At 66.2% G+C, this 16,993-nt stretch carries 12 protein-coding genes and 1 CRISPR repeat array; of the genes, 3 read left to right on the plus strand and 9 right to left on the minus strand.

Annotated elements, in window-relative coordinates; all coding sequences use genetic code 11:
- Nucleotides 1-74: 74 nt before the first annotated feature.
- From AncyloWKF20_RS11210 to csx16, 9 genes are all read right to left on the minus strand, one after another.
- Nucleotides 75-1,526, minus strand: coding sequence for a gamma-aminobutyraldehyde dehydrogenase (locus AncyloWKF20_RS11210; RefSeq protein ID WP_279314150.1), 1,452 nt, complete (start codon nt 1,524-1,526; stop codon nt 75-77).
- Between the two features lie 9 nt (nt 1,527-1,535).
- Entirely contained in the window at nt 1,536-2,336 is an 801-nt protein-coding gene (locus AncyloWKF20_RS11215) for an ABC transporter permease (RefSeq protein WP_279314151.1), read from the minus strand.
- A 150-nt stretch (nt 2,337-2,486) separates the two neighbouring features.
- Nucleotides 2,487-3,434 carry an ABC transporter permease gene (locus AncyloWKF20_RS11220; protein WP_279314152.1) on the minus strand — a complete coding sequence of 316 codons (948 nt, stop codon included), beginning with the start codon at nt 3,432-3,434 and terminating at the stop codon, nt 2,487-2,489.
- Nucleotides 3,431-4,471 carry an ABC transporter ATP-binding protein gene (locus AncyloWKF20_RS11225; RefSeq protein WP_279314153.1) on the minus strand — a complete coding sequence of 347 codons (1,041 nt, stop codon included), beginning with the start codon at nt 4,469-4,471 and terminating at the stop codon, nt 3,431-3,433. The genes AncyloWKF20_RS11220 and AncyloWKF20_RS11225 overlap by 4 nt, the downstream gene beginning before the upstream one ends.
- Before the next feature lie 238 nt (nt 4,472-4,709).
- A complete protein-coding gene (locus AncyloWKF20_RS11230; RefSeq protein WP_279314154.1) occupies nt 4,710-5,885 on the minus strand; it encodes an ABC transporter substrate-binding protein in 1,176 nt (391 codons plus the stop codon).
- 268 nt (nt 5,886-6,153) lie between these two features.
- Nucleotides 6,154-7,065, minus strand: a complete 912-nt coding sequence (locus AncyloWKF20_RS11235; RefSeq protein ID WP_279314155.1) for a LysR family transcriptional regulator — start codon at nt 7,063-7,065, stop codon at nt 6,154-6,156.
- A 149-nt stretch (nt 7,066-7,214) separates the two neighbouring features.
- Nucleotides 7,215-8,474, minus strand: coding sequence for an FAD-dependent oxidoreductase (locus AncyloWKF20_RS11240; protein ID WP_279314156.1), 1,260 nt, complete (start codon nt 8,472-8,474; stop codon nt 7,215-7,217).
- Complete coding sequence (locus AncyloWKF20_RS11245) at nt 8,471-9,223, minus strand: lysophospholipid acyltransferase family protein (RefSeq protein WP_279314157.1); 753 nt, start codon at nt 9,221-9,223, stop codon at nt 8,471-8,473. The genes AncyloWKF20_RS11240 and AncyloWKF20_RS11245 overlap by 4 nt, the downstream gene beginning before the upstream one ends.
- Before the next feature lie 344 nt (nt 9,224-9,567).
- Nucleotides 9,568-11,130, minus strand: a complete 1,563-nt coding sequence (gene csx16, locus AncyloWKF20_RS11250) for a CRISPR-associated protein Csx16 (protein ID WP_279314158.1) — start codon at nt 11,128-11,130, stop codon at nt 9,568-9,570.
- A gap of 150 nt (nt 11,131-11,280) precedes the next feature.
- Nucleotides 11,281-11,863: direct repeats of the CRISPR family, unit length 37 nt; unit sequence GTTTGCAGCGCCTCCGCGCGCCCTAGCGCTTAGAAAC.
- 287 nt (nt 11,864-12,150) lie between these two features.
- Between csx16 and AncyloWKF20_RS11255 the strand changes: the two genes are divergently transcribed.
- From AncyloWKF20_RS11255 to AncyloWKF20_RS11265, 3 genes are read left to right on the plus strand one after another with little or no spacing between them, the layout of a single operon-like run.
- The gene (locus tag AncyloWKF20_RS11255) at nt 12,151-13,401 is read left to right on the plus strand and encodes a hypothetical protein (RefSeq protein WP_279314159.1); all 1,251 of its coding nucleotides are present in this window, start codon (nt 12,151-12,153) and stop codon (nt 13,399-13,401) included.
- Nucleotides 13,398-15,794, plus strand: a complete 2,397-nt coding sequence (locus AncyloWKF20_RS11260) for a type III-B CRISPR-associated protein Cas10/Cmr2 (protein WP_279314160.1) — start codon at nt 13,398-13,400, stop codon at nt 15,792-15,794. The genes AncyloWKF20_RS11255 and AncyloWKF20_RS11260 overlap by 4 nt, the downstream gene beginning before the upstream one ends.
- On the plus strand, nt 15,791-16,993 hold the full coding sequence (locus AncyloWKF20_RS11265) for a type III-B CRISPR module-associated Cmr3 family protein (protein ID WP_279314161.1): 1,203 nt from the start codon (nt 15,791-15,793) through the stop codon (nt 16,991-16,993). The genes AncyloWKF20_RS11260 and AncyloWKF20_RS11265 overlap by 4 nt, the downstream gene beginning before the upstream one ends.

A 16,993-nucleotide genomic window follows, 5' to 3' on the forward strand; every position in this document is an offset into this window, starting at 1 on the left:
TTGCGCGTCAAGGTATTAGCTTACACCTTTCCGGGAGTGGCGCCGATGGTTTTGCCCGATCGGCGCCAGATGCTTCAGCCATTCTTGATCATGACGTGCCGCACGACCGTGTAGTCCTCCAACGCATAGGCCGAGAGATCCTTGCCATAGCCGGACTGCTTGAGCCCGCCATGCGGCATCTCGCTGACCAGCATGAAATGGCAGTTCACCCAGGTGCAGCCATATTGCAGGCGCGAGGCCGTCGCCATGCCCTTGCCGACATCGCGGGTCCAGACCGAGGAAGCGAGGCCGTAATCGCTGTCATTGGCCCACCCCACCGCCTCGTCGACATCCGAGAAGCGCGTGACGGACACGACTGGCCCGAACACCTCGCGCCGGACGATCTCGTCGCTCTGCAGCGCGCCAGCCACCACGGTGGGCTCATAGAAGAAGCCCTTGCCGGTTCCCGCCCCGCCCGCAAGCTTGCCGCCAGTGGCAATCTCGATGTGATTGAGCTCGGAGGCGCGCTCCACGAAGGAAGCGACGCGGGCGCGCTGGCGGGCGGAGATCAGCGGGCCGATATCGTTCTGCGTGTCGTCGGCCTGGCCGAATTTCAGGCCGGACACCGCGGAAGCGAGGTCGGCAACCAGCTTTTCATAGACCTTCTCGCCGGCATAGATGCGGCAGGCCGCCGTGCAGTCCTGCCCGGCATTGTAGTAGCCGAAGATCTTCACCCCCTCGATGACTGCCGCGATGTCGGCATCGTCGAACACGATGACGGGTGCCTTGCCACCAAGCTCGAGATGGGTCCGCTTCACCGTCCTTGCGGCGGCGGTCAGCACCTTCTTGCCGGTGGCAATATCGCCGGTGAGCGAGATCATCGACACTTTTGGGTGGTTGATCAGCGCGTTACCCACGCTTTCACCGCGCCCGACGACGACATTGACCACGCCCGCGGGGAAGAGCTCGGCGATGATCTTCGCGAGCTTCAGCAGCGTCAGCGGCGTCTGTTCGGACGGCTTGATGACCACCGTGTTGCCGCCGGCCAGCGCCGGCGCGAGCTTCCAGGCGGCCATCATAAGCGGGTAGTTCCACGGCGCGATGGAGGCGACGACGCCGATCGGATCCCGCCGGATCATCGAGGTGTGCCCGGCCATGTACTCGCCCGCCACCATGCCGTGTTGCGTCCGCGCGGCGCCGGCGAAGAAGCGGAAACAGTCAACGACGCCGGGAATCTCGTCGTTCAGCACGGCGTGTCGCGGCTTGCCGCAGTTGAGCGCCTCCAGCGTGGCAAAGGCTTCGGCTTCGGCCTCGATGCGGTCGGCGAGCTTCAGCAGGAGATAAGAGCGCTCGGCCGGGGTGGTGCGCGACCAGGTGGTGAATGCCTTGTCGGCGGCATTCACCGCCGCATCTATCTGTTCTGCCGATGCCTCCGGCAGATCTATCAAAATTTCCTCAGTCTTCGGATTGAGGACGTTCTCCACCGTCTCCGTGCCGGCGACGAATTCGGAGCCGATGAGCATCTGCGTGTCGGAAAGGGCGGCCATGAACGTCTCCTATTTGCCTGAACCGGCCACGGCCTCGCCCTCGCGGGTCAGATAGTACGCGGCGAGGATGGGGAGGAAGGTTACGAGGATGATGAGGACGGCGACGACATTGGTGACCGGTCGCTGCCGCGGGCGGATCAGCTCGGACAGCATCCATATCGGCAACGTGGATTGCTGGCCGGCGGTAAAGGTCGTGACGATGACTTCATCGAAGCTCAGCGCGAAGGCGAGCATGCCGCCCGCCAGCAGCGCCGTGCCGATATTGGGCAGCACGATGAGGCGGAAGGTCTGGAACGCATCCGCCCCCAGATCCATCGACGCCTCGATCAGCGAGGGCGAGAGCCGCCGCAGCCGCGCGACCGCGTTGTTGTAGACGACGACGATGCAGAAGGTCGCGTGGCCGAGCACGATGGTCCAGAAGGAGAAGGGAATCTCCATCAGCCCGAAGGCCTGGCGCAGCGCGATCCCGGTGACAATGCCCGGCAGGGCGATGGGCAGCACGAAGAGCAGCGAGATCGGCTCCCGGCCGAAAAAGCGCGTGCGCGCCAGCGCACCGGCGGCGAGCGTGCCGAGCACCAGAGCCAGCACCGTCGCGATGGTCGCCACCTTCAGCGAGAGCCCGACCGCCGCCCAGATATCCGCCCGCCCCCACACCACGCCGAACCATTTCAGCGTGAAGCCCGGCGGGGGAAAGGCGTAGCTCTTCTCTTCCGTGGTGAAGCAGTAGAGCAGGATGAACAGCAGCGGCAGATGCAGGAAGGCCAGCCCGCCAAGGGCGGCGATCTTGAGGGTGAGCGGGGCGCGGGTCATCGGGTGCTTCCTTCAGCCTTACCTCTCCCCGTCGGGGAGAGGTCGGACGCACAGCGTCCGGGTGAGGGGGAACACGCGCGCGGATGATAAGCGAAGGCCCCCTCACCCCAACCCTCTCCCCGACGGGGAGAGGGAGCAGAACTCATCCCCTCACAGCGCATCGAACGCCCCCATGCGCTTGGCCAGCGTCAGGAACAGCGCCATGACGAGGATCGGCACCAGCGAGAAGGCGGCGGCGAGCGGGATGTTTCCGGCGGTGCCCTGCTGCATATAGACCGCCTGGCCGAGCACCAGCGCCGAGGTGCCGATGATCTGCGGCACGATGTAGTCGCCCAGCGTCAGCGAGAAGGTGAAGATCGCCCCGGCCACCAGCCCCGGCAGAGCGAGCGGCAGGATCACCGTGCGGAACACGAGGCCAGGGGAGGCGCCGAGATCGCCGGCCGCCTCGATCAGGCTTTTCGGCACGCGCTCCAGCGCCGCCTGCACCGGCAGGATCATGAAGGGCAGCCAGAGATAGGTGAACACCAAGACCATGCCGGTGTAGCTGACCGAGAGCGAGGGCCCGCCCACCACCGGCAAGGCGAGCCAGGCTTCCAGCGCGCCGCCGAGGCCGAGCCGCCCGGCGAACCAGCCAATGGCGCCTTCCTTGGCCAGCAGCAGCTTCCAGCCATAGACCTTGACCAGATAGCTCGACCACAGCGGCATCATCACCGCGAGGTAGAACGCCGCCTTGGCGCGCGGGCCGGCATAGCGCGCCGCGTAATAGGCGATGGGAAAGGCGATCACCGCGCAAAGCCCTGTCACCGCAGCGGAAATCGCCACGGTGCGCAGCACGATGTCGTAATTGGCGGGGCGGAACAGCTCGATCAGCGTCGCCGTGGTCGGCTCGCGCACGATGGTGCCGGAGAACTCGTCGATGGAGAAGATCGACTGGCCGAGGAAGACGAACAGGCTGCCGAGATAGATCAGCCCCAGCCAGAGCAGCGGCGGCACCAGAAGCAGCAGCGTCAGCAGCCGCGTGTGGCGCACCAGCCGGTCGGAGAGCCGGCGCAGCAGCCCGTCGCGCGGGGCGGGCAAGTCGAGTGTGGCAAGGCTCACCGCTCGCCCTCCATCGGCTGGAGCGCACCGCGCGGAATGGCGAGCTGCACCGTGCCGCCCACCATCACGCCGGCGGCGGCCGCCGGAACCAGCGCGGTGAGCGACAGGCCGGCCTCGGAGCGCACCGACACGCGGCGCACCGGGCCCTGATAGGACACGTCCGTCACCTGCCCGGCGACAAGGACTGCGTTTTCCGGCGCGGGCAGGCCATGGCCGACAAGGCCGATCTTCTCCGGGCGCAGGCTGGACGGCACTTCCTCGCCACCGAGCGCCGCCGCCTGCGCCGCGCCGAGCACATTGGCCGAGCCGACAAAGCTGGCGACAAAGCGGGTGGCCGGCCGCTCATAGACCTCTTCCGGCGGGCCGACCTGCACGATCCGCCCCTCATTGAACACCGCGACGCGGTCCGCCATGGACAGCGCCTCGCTCTGGTCATGCGTGACGAAGACGAAGGAGAGACCGAGCACGCGTTGCAAGCTCTTGAGCTCGCTCTGCATTTCCTCACGCAGCTTGAGATCGAGCGCGCCCAGCGGCTCGTCCAGCAGCAGCACCTTGGGCCGCACCACCAGCGCGCGGGCGAGCGCGACGCGCTGGCGCTGGCCGCCGGACAATTGCGCCGGGCGGCGCGCTTCCATGCCGGCGAGCTTGACGAGGGCGAGCGCCTCGCGGGCCAGCCGATCCCTCTCGGCTCGCCCGATACCGCGTACCTTCAGCCCATAGGCGACATTGTCGCCGACGCTGAGATGCGGGAACAGCGCGTAATCCTGAAACACCGTGTTCACCGGCCGGCGATAGGGCGGCAGCCCCTCGACCGCCTCGCCGAAGATCTCGATATGTCCGGCATCGGGCTGCTCAAAGCCGGCGATCAGGCGCAGGCAGGTCGTCTTGCCCGAGCCGGAAGGGCCGAGCATCGCGAAGAACTCGCCCGGCGCGATGGCAAGATCCACCCCGTCCACGGCCCGCACCGCGCCGAAATGCCGGGTCACTCCGGCAAAGCGGACGGCGGGTGTGGTGGCGGTAAGTGGATGAACATGCATAGGAAAAATCCGGCGAGAGCGGTTGGTAATAGCGACGCTGCGCGAAGCTTTGCGCGAGGTCCCGGATCGGCGTTCCGCCTCCGGCGTCACGTGTCCGGGACACAGGGCCGGTTTCCCGGACAAGCTGCGCGGCGCGCAGCGCCGATCCGGGATCCAGCGCAGAATCCCGCCAAAGGCGGACCTGATCCCCCTCTCCCGCAGGAGGGAGAGGGGGCGTTGGGCTTGAGGGCTGGCGACGTCAGCGCCCGCCGAGCACGGCGATGTAGTCGGAGACCCAGCGGTAATAAGGCACGCAACCGGCAGGCTGGGTGGCGCATTTGGCGACCGGGGTGCGCCAGAAGCGAATCTTCTCGAAATCGCCCATGCCGTTGGTGGCGCAGCCCTCGGCGCCCAGCAACTCATTGCCCTTGCAGGCGGCGGGAACGGCGGGCACCGAGCCGAACCAGGCGGCGAGATCGCCCTGCACCTTCGGGCTGATGGAGTGCTCCATCCACATATAGGCGCAGTTCGGGTGAGCGGCGTCCACATGAATCATGGTGGTGTCGGCCCAGCCGGTCGCGCCCTCCTTCGGAATGGTGGAGGCGATCGGCTTCTTCTGACTTTGCAGCAGGTTGACCTGGAACGGCCAGGAGGAGGAGGCAACGACGCCCTCATTGGTGAAGTCGTCGATCTGGATCATCGCGTCGTGCCAGTAACGCTGGACGATCTTGCGCTGGCTGCGCAGCAGGTCGAGTGCCGCCTTGTACTGCTCCTCGGTCAGCTCATAGGGATCCTTGATGCCGAGTTCCGGCTTGGTCGCCATGAGATAGAGCGCGGCGTCGGCGATGTAGATCGGCCCGTCAAAGGCCTGGATGCGGCCCTTGTTCGACTTGCCGTCGGGCAGCGTCTGCTCCTCGAACACCACGCTCCAGCTCTTGGGCGCCTCGCCCTTGAAGGTTTCCGTGTTGTACATCAACACGTTAGAGCCCCACTGATAGGGCACGCCGTAATGCACGCCATTGACCGTGTGCCAGGGCGCGTCCTGCAGGCGGGTGTCGACGGTGCCCCAGCTCGGAATGAGCTTGGTATTGATGGGGGCGACCTTCTTGCCGGCGATGAGGCGAAGCGAGGCGTCGCCGGAGGCGGTGACGAGGTCGAAGCCGCCCTCATTCATCAGCGCCACCATCTCGTCGGAGGTGCCGGCGGTCTTCACATTGACCTTGCAGCCGGATTTCTTCTCGAAATCGGTCACCCAGTCATAGGCCTTGTCGGTCTCGCCGCGCTCGATATAGCCCGGCCAGGCGACGATATCGACTTGGCCCTCGCCGGGACCGATGGAGGAAAGCTCAGCAGCAACAACGGGTTGGAAGGCGAGCGAGGCGCAGGCGGCGAGCGCAGGCAGGCGCAGACAGGAGGTGAGATGCGACGTCGGCATGATCGTGATCCCTCTGGTTCCCCGGGCGTTTTCCGCCCTTTGACGCCAGTGTGCCGCCGCGATTTCCCCTGCGCCACACCAAAGATCAGAAAGCAGGTATCGGAAAAACCGATGAGCAACTTTTGGGCGGGATGTGGCGAGAGGGTCGGACTTTTGGCGTGGAGGCAAGGGGGTTCAGTGCCTGCGGCGGAGAGCCTTCCCTGGACCCCGGATCAGCGCGGCGCGGAGCGCCGCTTGTCCGGGACACGAGAAAGCATGAGACCGCTCCCTACCGCCCCCGCCCGGCATGGCGCGTCGCCGCCAGCGCGACGAAGCCGGCGGCGGCGGCCGAGAGCGGCGAGCCGCGCCGCCAGGCGGTGGCGACCTCGACCGCCGGCACGTCCTCGCTCAGCGCGCGGGCCTCGATCTTGTCGCCTTCCAGCGACCAGGGGCGGTAGGTGAGGTCCGGCAGCACCGCGACGCCCGCTCCCGTCGCCACCAGCGAGCGCACCGCCTCGACCGAGCGCGTGCGGAACGCGACCGGCGGGCGGATGCCGAGGCGGCGCCACACCAGCTCCGAGGCTTCGGCGATTTCGTCAATGGTGAGAAGCACATGCGGCTCGCCTGAGAGATCGCGCAGGCTCACCCGCTCCTGCGCCAGCGCGGGATGGCCGAGCGGCGTCCACAGGCGATAGGGCGAGATTTCGACCGTCTCGGTCTGGAGCGCGGGGGAGCGGCGCTCCTGCGGCAGCACCATCACCGCCACATCGAGTTCGCCCCCCACCAGCAGATGCTCGAGATAGTCGCCGGCATCCTCCACCGCCTCGACGGTGACGCCGGCAAAGGCGCGGCGGAAGCGGGCGATGAGATCGGGATAGATGTAGCCGGCGACCAGCGGGGTGACGCCGATGGTGAGCCGCCCCGTCAGCGCGGTCGCCCCCGCCCCAGCCAGCGCCCGGCGCGCATCGGCGACATCGCCGAGGATTTTCCGCGCATGGCGCAGGAAATGATGGCCCTTCAGCGTGAGGTCGGCGCCGCGCGCGTGGCGTTCCAAGAGCTTGAAGCCTAAGTCCAATTCCAGCTCGCGCAACGCTTCGGTCACCGTCGATTGCGAGATGGAGAGCGTGTGCGCGGCGGAGGACACCGAGCCCTTCTCCGCCACCGCGATGAAATACTGGAGCTGGCGCAGCGAGAAGGCCATCGGAAATTCCGCGCGACGGGGTATTTTCCGATGGTATCAGCCGTCGTTTTTCGACGCCAGAGGCGGGGCGTCAGGCGTGACCAGTCAGTGCAGTCAGGTGGACGATCAGGCCAGTGTGTGCAGGTTCGTGGCCGATCAGGCCAATGCGCTCACTTGGTCAGCAGCGTCTTCAGGTCGAACCCCTCATCGGCGGCTTCCTCCGGGGTGAGGCGCGGCGTGCCGGCGAGGAGGCGACGGCCGAGCATGTGGTCGGCCGGGCGGTTGACGCTCTCGATGGCGGTCAGCCGGCGCTCATGGAAGCGGAACACCGAGAAGCGCCGCGAGGCCGGGTCGCCGCGCAGCACGGCAAGGTCCGTCGGCCCGGCAATGCCGACCATTTGCAGCTTGAGGTCGGCCTGGTCGCTCCAGAACCAAGGCACGGCGATATAGGGCAGCGGCTCCCCGGCCGGCCCGACCTTGCCGGTCAGCCGGGCGGCGATGGAGCGCGCCTGATCGACCGCGTTCTGCACCGATTCCAGCCGCGTCCTCATCCCGGCATGCACGCTCGGATACGCCGCCGCGTCGCCCAGCGCGGAGATGGCGGGGTCGGCGGTGGCGAGATGCGCGTCGACCACGATGCCATTGGCGATCCCCAGCCCTGCCTCGGCCGCCAGCTCGACATTGGGCGTGACGCCGATGCCGACCAGCACGAAATCGGCGGGGTAGACCACGCCATCCGTCGCCTCGACGCCGGTGACATGCCCGTCCTCGCCCACCAGCCCCACCACGCCGGCCCCGCAGCGCAGATCCGTGCCCATGGCGCGGTGTTCGGCGGCGAAGAAGGCGGACATGTCCGGCGACAGCGCCCGCGCCATGGGCCGCGAGGCGGCCTCTAGCACCGTGACCTCATGGCCGAGCGCGCGGGCCACGGCGGCGAATTCCAGCCCGATGAAGCCGGCGCCGATCACCACCACGCGGCGGGCGCCGGGCAGGCGCTGCTTCAGGGCGTCCGCGTCGGCGCGGGTGCGCAGGTAATAGACGCCCGCCAGATCCTTGCCCGGCACGGGGAGTGGCCGGTTGCGCGCCCCGGTGGCGAGGATGAGATGGGCGTAGGGGTGAACGCTGCCATCGGCCATCCGCACGCGCTGCGCCGCGCGCTCAATGGCGACGGCGCGGCCCTCGACCAGCGTGATCGCATGATCGGCATAAAAGGCGGCGGGGCGCAGCTCGATCTGCTCGGGGCCGGCCTCGCCCTTCATATAGGCCTTGGAGAGCGGCGGGCGCTGATAGGGCAGGCCCGGCTCGTCGCCGATCAGCGTCAGCGGGCCGGTAAAGCCGGCCTCGCGCAGCGAGGCGGCGGCCTGAAAGCCCCCCTGTCCCGCGCCAATGATGACGATGCCCGTGCCGTCGCGGCCTGCTTCCTCGCTCATGCCTCACCCCCGGCGCTGCGCGCGCCCTTGTCGGAAGAACGCTCAAGCGCCACCAGCCGGTCGCGCTCGTCATAAATGCCGCTGTGCAGCCGCTCCATGAACTCGGCCTCGGGCAGGCCGGGGGGGATGGGCGGCAGGAAGGAGACGGTGATCGTCCCCGGCCGGATCTGGAAGCTGCGCGCCAGCCAGAACAGCCCGGCATTGTGCACCATGGGTACGACGGGCAGGCCGAGCGCCTTGTAGAGCAGCACCACGCCGCGCTGGAACTCGCCGCGCGCATCCACCTTCTGGCGGGTGCCCTCGGGAAAGATCAGCAGGCTGCGCCCCTCGGCGGCGGCCTCGCGGCCCTCGCGGAACATCTTCTTCATCGCCGAGCCGCCACCGGCGCGGTCGATGGCGATCATCGGCGAGTGGCGGAGGAACCAGCCGAAGACCGGAATGCGGTACAGCTCTTCCTTCAGCACGATGGCGACATCGGGTACCAGCACGGCGATGGCGATGGTCTCGAAGGTCGACTGGTGGTTGGCGACATAGAGCGCCGGCGTTGCCGGCCGGTTCGCCTCGCCCTGGGTGCGGTAGGCAACGCCGACGAAACGCAGAATAGCCAGCACCCCTGTCGCCCAGAAGCGCGAGAAGCCCCGCGTGCGCGCCGGCTCGCCCCGCCACCGGTAATAGGGAATGGTCGGCGCCAGCAGCGCGGTCCACAGCACCAGCAGGACAAGGAAGATGGCGGAGCGCAGGCGGGACATGGCAGGGCGCGGGGGGCTGGTGAGGCGGGCAAGGTTCGGGCGACGGGTCTAGCAGATCGCGCCGGGAGGCGGCACCCTGAAAACCGTCAGGCGGCGGCACGACCTCCTGCGAGGCGCACCGGTGGCGCGCACCTCAGCATGGCGACGCGCGGGGCGTGATGCCAACATCTTTGCCGACCACGCCGGCACGATCCTCGCCCCTCAATACCGGATCGGCCCTGCGGCCGTGCGGGAGGTCGGGCGGCGTGCCGGCGCACGCTCCTTGCTGCCCCCCCCGGACACGCGCCCCTGACGGCGCCGGCGGCGTGAACCCTGGGCGCGGGCTCGGGCTCCAGTGGCTTGGGTCAATTGCCCAGAAGGCGGGAGGCGACCCGCCGGATCAGCGCCGCCAACGCCTCGGGGTTGCCAAGCAGGCGAGTTGTTTGCTCACGCGGCGGCCGGCTCATGTGGAGAAGCGCGTTCCTCACCGCCTTGAGCTGTCGATAGTCGGCCGCGATCGGGTCCGCCCGTGCGGCCTCTCCACGCGTCAGCAGGTTCAGCTGTTCCTGAGCCCGGCTGCGTTCAAGAGCGTTTTCCGTGATCTGGGGCGCCAGATGACCGCCCGCCTCAATGTAGGCGGAGATGATCGCCTCGAAGGCCAACGCCACCGCCGCGGTGAAATCTCCGCTGGCCAGCGACTGCCGCGCCAGCGCCGCCTGCAGCTCGCTCAGGCGCTGTCCTGCCCGTGCCCACCCGAGCCTTTGATGCAACGCCTCGCGAAACAGCACGGCAACCGGGCTGGCGGAAGCGTCGACGAGATCGAGCAGATGGCGCGCCCGTTCCGCCGCGCGGCGCGGACGCAGCATCTTCTCGTCGAGAGCCTGATGGCCCAGCGCCCGGCTTATCTCCGGCGAACCCGCGGCGAGTATGTCGGCCAGCGGGCCCGTCTCGCCACCGGCATCCAGCGCCCCAATCGCCCGGATCCAGGCCATGATGTCGGGAACGGCCGGTATGGAAACGACATCCGCACGGGCCTGTCGCGCATCGCGCATCGGGGCGTAAATGACCTTGTCGATGGTCAGCCGGCGCAGCGCCTCGAGCGCGGTAAGCGTCGTCATCACTGTCAGCATGATGTCGCGCAAGCCGAAAGTGACGTCGACCAGCACCCTCGCCTCCCCGCCGAGGGCAAGAGCGAGCTGCGCGGCAAAGAGCGTCGACGCGTCGCCTTGATCGACATAGGGCGCCAGCAGCGGCGTCACGGGCAGGCCGAAATGGCTGGAGAGCGCGCCGCCGAGCCGCGCGAGCAGTGCCGGGTCCAAGGTCCCGGACTCCACGCCGGCGAACAGGGCGAATTCGAGATCGGAGCCCCCGAGCCCGGCGAGGTCCGCCAGGAGGCTCCAGCCACTGCCAGCGGTGCCGATGACGATGACGCGCTCGATGGGCGGCCCGCCGGCGCGGCCATGGCGGATGAGGGCATCGGCCAGCCAGCGGCTCTCAATCTGGCGATCATCGAGGCCATAGCGGCAGACGGCATAATCGCGATGCGGCGCGCCCAGCAGGGTAACGAGCGTGACCGGCGCCCGCGGTGCCGCTGGCCTGCCGACCGCCGGTCCTGTGAGGCTCTCCGGTCCGCCGCGCGGGTCGTGAAAGCTCGCCAGCGGAACGAGCCGCGCCCCGAGCCGCTCCATCTCGTCCGCGGTGAGATCCGTTCCGCGCAGACCCAGGGGCGTCTCAAGGGCGATATGCCAGTAGCGGGCCCCCCGCGCAGTGATCTGCGCGACAATGTGGCCGGGAAGATTGCCGATCACCACCGCGCCCTCGGCGAGGCCGGCCATGTCGAGATGCTCGACGGCCTGCGCGTCGATGCCCTGCCGGGCCAGCCATTCCCGCGTGCCGGGATGGCGAGTGACCAGTTGAACCGCCGCCATGAGTGCCCCCGCCGCAGCCTAGGCGAGGTGCGAAATTCCTGCAACTTTCCACACGGTGCTTCCAAGAGGCATAAAATGGCGCCTTTGATACGGACTCCGTGGAAACTGGTGCGAAACAAGGGCGATTGACAGATACCTCCAGATAGGGGAGTTTGCAGCGCCTCCGCGCGCCCTAGCGCTTAGAAACGACAATTACGATGTTACTGACTTTGTATGTTTGCAGCGCCTCCGCGCGCCCTAGCGCTTAGAAACTATCCATGACAAGAGCTCCTTTTGCTCGTTGTTTGCAGCGCCTCCGCGCGCCCTAGCGCTTAGAAACGAAGGCAAGCATGTGCAAACTCCATGGAAAAGTTTGCACCGCCTCCGCGCGCCCTAGCGCTTAGAAACCTGATCAATCCGAGAAGCATTTTGTGCTCCTAGTTTGCAGCGCCTCCGCGCGCCCTAGCGCTTAGAAACAGGGCCAGAAGGGTACGACGCATGGGAATCTCCCATGGTTTGCCGCGCCTCCGCGCGCCCTAGCGCTTAGAAACCTGCACACATGTGATTCATGAGGCTCATGTTTGCCGCGCCTCCGCGCGCCCTAGCGCTTAGAAACCGGCCAGCCGAATTTCTGTCGTGAAATTCAGTTTGCAGCGCCTCCGCGCGCCCTAGCGCTTAGAGACTCGTGGTGTCCATTTCGTCTATCCTTTTCCCTCCGGTTGCAGCGCCTCCTCGCGCCCTAGCGCTCTGAAACCGCCCTTGGGCGAACGCGTCATAGATCAGGTATCTTCGCGCCCACCTGCCTTCCAAAATGGCTTAAACTACTTCCACCCCCACTCCGATGACGCAGATCGTTCGCCCGAATACGATCGACCAACGTCGAACCGCACGCAGAACCGCCCTTATATCTTGCGGCGACGGGGATGGCGGGGCGCTCAGCCTGCCGGCACTCAGTGCCGCTCCGCCGTGATGATCGAAAAACCGGATTGACTTACCTCCGTCGCGCGGTTCTTCTTTCCTTCACGGAGGGTTGCGGCGCGTATGACCTTTCAGATTCCTCAACGACGAAGTGTTCTCGGCAGTCGCCTGTCGACGCACCGGCTCTGCTTCGCCACGCCGGCGTTGATCGGCGGGGCGCTCCGCGACAAGCCGCCCTCCCTTGGGCTCGTCCCCCTGCTGGCGGGCTTGCGCTTCTGGTGGCGGGCCGGGGTTCATCGCGGCGCGCCGGCTTCCATGCGACGAGAGGAAATCCGGCTGTTTGGTGGCCCGGCCGAGGATGAGCGCCCGGCAAAGAACGAGCGGCCAGCCGATAAGGGCGATGCGGATAGCAGGAGCCGTTCAGCGGACAAGGGCAACATCGCCGAAAAAGCCAGCCCGACTGGCGGGATCGGGGCGTTTCAGCCCGAGCTCGATCCACTCTGTTTCGGCCCCTGGACAAAGGACGCGAAGGCCGAGTCGGTTGTTCGCGCGAATTCCGCTCTTTCCGACTTCCTGGGCTCGGCGATGGGCGGCACTTCTGCAAAAGTTTTCGCATTTCTGGAGGCGGGCGCCAGCGGTACCCTGACCTTGCGCGAGCGCCCCAGGGCAACCACGCAGGCCGACCCGACCGGTCAACCGGAGGCCCCCATCGAGGCGCTCGACCTGGCGCTCAACCTCATGACCACCTTTGGCGGCCTCGGCCTGCTTGGGCGGCGCGGCCTCGGCTCCATCAATGACGCGGCGAGGACCGACCTCGATATCAACGCGTTCACGACCCATGTCGAAAAGCTCATCGCCACGGTCCGCGAGCGCCGCCGCCCGTCGCCCCCGCTTTCGGGAACAGCCGCGGCCACGCCGCCGCCGGACCCCTGGCGCTCGCTCCCCACCTTCGCGACTTTCTCGCATGCCACACGCTGCGTGGTGCTGGACATGACGCACACGCGGACAGGGCTCGACGCCCTCGCGGAGCTCGCCACCGCCGTTGGCAACTTCGCGAAGAGCCCGCCCGTGGCGTTCGCACCGGAACATGTGTTCTCGGCCCAGAGCGCGATCACAGGCAAAGCGACCCGGGGCCGCTGGCCGAGCCAGTTGCACATTCATGTCCAGCAACTCGCGGCAGGTTATGCCATCGTGCTGACTCATCTGCCGACGGCCTTCCCTCCGCTGGCCAAGGATGGAAGGGCTGCTCACGATGCGGAGATTGCCAAGGCCGAGTTCGATGCCGCCACTCTCCGAATAGAGACCTTTCTGGATCAGATTCCGCACGCCGGCCTCGCGGGCGCGGTGCACCCGATCACGGTGCCCCGCGAATGAGCGAGAACCGCCTGCATTTTCATCTGGGACCGGTGGCGGGTTTCGTCGGCAGCGCGCGCCGCACGCGGGACGTATGGGCCGGGTCGTTCATCCTGTCCTGGCTCTCGGCCTCCGCGCTGCATGCGGCGCTGACACCTCTCCGCGGCGACACGGAGCGGGTCATCAGTCCATTTGGCGTCGATCAGGATCCGACCTTCCGCGCCATCTGCCTCAAGGAGGACCGCGCGAACGGCCGCAAGACGGGCGAGCCGACCATTCGTCCGTTCCTTGGGACTTTTCCCAATCAGTTCATCCTGTCCGCCGGTAGCCAGCACGCCAAGGCCGCGGCAGCCGCAACCAAGTCCGTGCGCGACAACTGGAAGCAGCTGGGCGCGGCCGTGGCATCGTTCATCTTCGACGCAGAGATCGAAGGGTCGACCCTCGGCACCCTCTATCCTGACGCGCGAAATCTCTTCATGAGCCAGATCCACGTCGGCGACCTCACGCCCATGTGGGAAATTCTCACCGTCGTCGATCATAGCGAGGACAGATGGAGGAAGCTTCCCGACATCGGCAATCTGTCGCCCATGGCGTTGCGCAAGCTCAACCGCTGGTCCGCAGACACGGCAGCCCTGCCGCCTGAACAGACTGGCGCTCTCTGCACCATGCTGCCCGGCTGGCGCGAGATCTCCGCCATTGATGGCGGCGGCAGTCGTAAGGACGAGCGGCGCGAATTCTGGGCCAAAATGCGGGCTGCCCTGCTCGCCAGACGTTACCCGGGAGCCAAACTCACCTCCGATTGGGAATGCCTCGATCTTCGGCCGACAGAGCAACTCAGCGCCCCAGCGCTGGTCAAGCGGGTGTTCCCTCTGCTCCCCGAAGAGACACTGGTCAAAATCATCGGGTGGATGCCGCTGATCGAGGCCCCGGAACTTCCACCAAGCCTCAACGAGCCCAATGCGGGCGCCCAGCTTCTGCAGTGGGCCAAGCATTTTTTCTTCGGGCGCATGAACGGTGGAGAGGACAGCCCCAGTGTGGCGGAGCCGAAGGGGACCACGGCACCCTCGCCCAAGGCGTCGAGGCACCGGCAGATCATGCTGTGGCCGTCCACGAGCTATATGGCCGCCGCCCATTGGCTGGAGAAAGTGCAGCGGCAGGCACATGGCGAACGTGCCCGTAAGGGCCTTGCCGATGCGGTCGAAAAAGCGGCCTGGCCTCTGCGCGTCGCGGAGCGGACCCTGTTCGTCAAATGCACCAGCATCGAGAACCGTTCGGTTCTCGCGGATGTAGATGGGGCGTGCTTCTTTGACACAAGCGTTCAGCGGCTGATCCGGCAGGCAAATGAGCGGCCCGCTGGCAAAAAATCCGTCGCCACCATGGAGACGGTCGCGCAGTGCTTGCAGGCGATTTACGATCTCCCTCTCGATCCTGACGACGAGAACAGCCCCCGGATCGGAGCACCGGCCCCAATCTATGCCGTGATCCATGTGGATGGAGACCAGGTCGGCAAGACACTCGCGGAGTATCCACACTACCGGGCGGCCATCAGCGGCGCCCTTGCCGATTTCATCGGCGCGATGCGCGGCAGAAACAACGAGCTCGGCATTATTGCGGAATCAAATGGCGTGACGCTCTATGCGGCCGCGGACGAAATCATCGCCATGTGCCCTCTTGAGGACGCCATCGATCTCGCGTTGAAAATCAACGATACCTTTGACGACAAGATGAAGGCGGCCTGCTCGCCGAGTAAGGCGGCAAAGAAGGAGAAGGTTCCCGACAAGCCTCCCACCCTTTCAGTCGCCATCACATTCGCGCATCGGCAGGTGCCGCTCACCTGGGTGCTGGAATCGGGCAAACGGCTGCTCGATGATGTCGCCAAAAGAGAGATGGGCCGGGCGGCGCTTGCCATCGAAGTGCTCGACGCTGGCGGGCGGCGGCTGGACTGGGGGGCCAATTGGCAAAGCCCGAACGACCCGATCAAGGGCTTGAGTCGCCTTCTGTCCTTCGCTCTCGGACGTGCGCCCGCTATCGGCAGCAACCAGTTCATCCACGCCTTTGCGGAAACGTTAGCGCCGCTGCTGCTCGATGATCCCACTCTCGACTTCAGGGCGCGTCTGGAGGCAATGAGAGAGGAGCCGGAAGTACCGTCTCCATCAGAGCAGGTTTCTGTCGTAGCGCTCGCTTTGATCAGTCATCTATTCAAGGAGTTCTGCAAGGACGACGAAACCTTAAAGGATCTAACGCCTATGATCGCGGGGGATATACTGGCGATTTCAAGAGGATATTGGAAAGAGACGGAGAACGAGAAGTTCTGCAAGGACACACAGGGGCTTCTGTCCGGCAATGGCTTACGGTTGCTTCGGTTCATGGTCGAGAACTGGCGGGGCGATCCGCCGGTGGAGGTCAACCCGTGACCGATCCATGCATTGTGGCCTTCGACGCCGTCGACACGCTCTGGTTCCGCGAGGGGCGAAGCTTTGAACAGACCGATGACGGGCTTGCAGATGCGCGCGCGGTCTTCCCGCCGTCGCCCACCAGCCTTGCCGGCGCGTTGGCGGCGGCGATCGGGCGCCCCTTGCTGCCGTCTCTGCGCATCAGCGGCCCGTTCTTGACGGACGGTTCGACGCTTTTCCTGCCGGCTCCATCCACGCTCTTCCGCAAGGAATCGAAGCGATCAACGTCCCCGGTAGCACGCGAGGACCTCGTCGTCATGCTTCCTCAAAAGGATTCGACGTGGCTCGGCGATGAGTGGCTGCCCTGCCCGGTACGGCTCCAACAGCCCGCCCGCGACGCTTCCAACAAGAAACATGAACCAGATCTCGAAGATCTCAGCGGAGCCTTCATCAGGGATACTGAATTTTTTCAGCATATGGACGATATGCTCCTTCACGGGACGCGTTTCCTCCCTCTCGTCGGCCGAAGCAGCGTTGTGATACCCGAGCCGCGGATCGGCATTAAGCTTCAGGCGGAGCAACGCGCCGCAGAGCCAAGCATGCTCTATGCTGGACAGCATTTTCGACCGGCGCGCGTTGAACCTAAATTACTCTGCGTGGAACTTGCGGGCGCGGATCAGGCAACGTTGAGCGCCATAGATGGGGCCCTGGTGCCACTGGGTGGACGGGGAAGGATGTGCCGCCTTCGGGTTCTGCCTGACATCGCGCTCCATCGTTACCGAGAAACGACCCCGCCAGTGCGGTGGCGCACGGAACGCAAACGTTTTTACTTTAGGCTGACAGCTCTCTCGCCGGTTCCCGTGAGCGAGGACGGATCGAAACGTTTCGGTCTTGGCCTTCCCACCGGGAATACGGGCTGGTGTTCCGATTTGCAGGTTTGCACGGCTATCATGCCGTCCCGTCCGACCGTGATCGGACGCTGGGCCTTGGGGCCGGGCAGCTCGGGAACCAGCCATTCGAGCCTGCATTATGCGCACCCTGCCGGAACGACGTGGTTCGTCTCGCTGCCGGAAGCCGGCAAGTCGCAGGCTGATCTTGTTCGGGCTTTCAACGACGTTCGGTTCGCTCCGCCCCCTCTTGATGGCATCGGCTTCGGTCGCGTGGCGGCGGGTGAATGGCCGACGCATGAGGGCATACGCAAACGCATGAAGGCGAAATAG

Origin of the sequence: Ancylobacter sp. WKF20 (genome assembly GCF_029760895.1) — a bacterium.
In the GTDB taxonomy this organism is placed as follows: domain Bacteria; phylum Pseudomonadota; class Alphaproteobacteria; order Rhizobiales; family Xanthobacteraceae; genus Ancylobacter.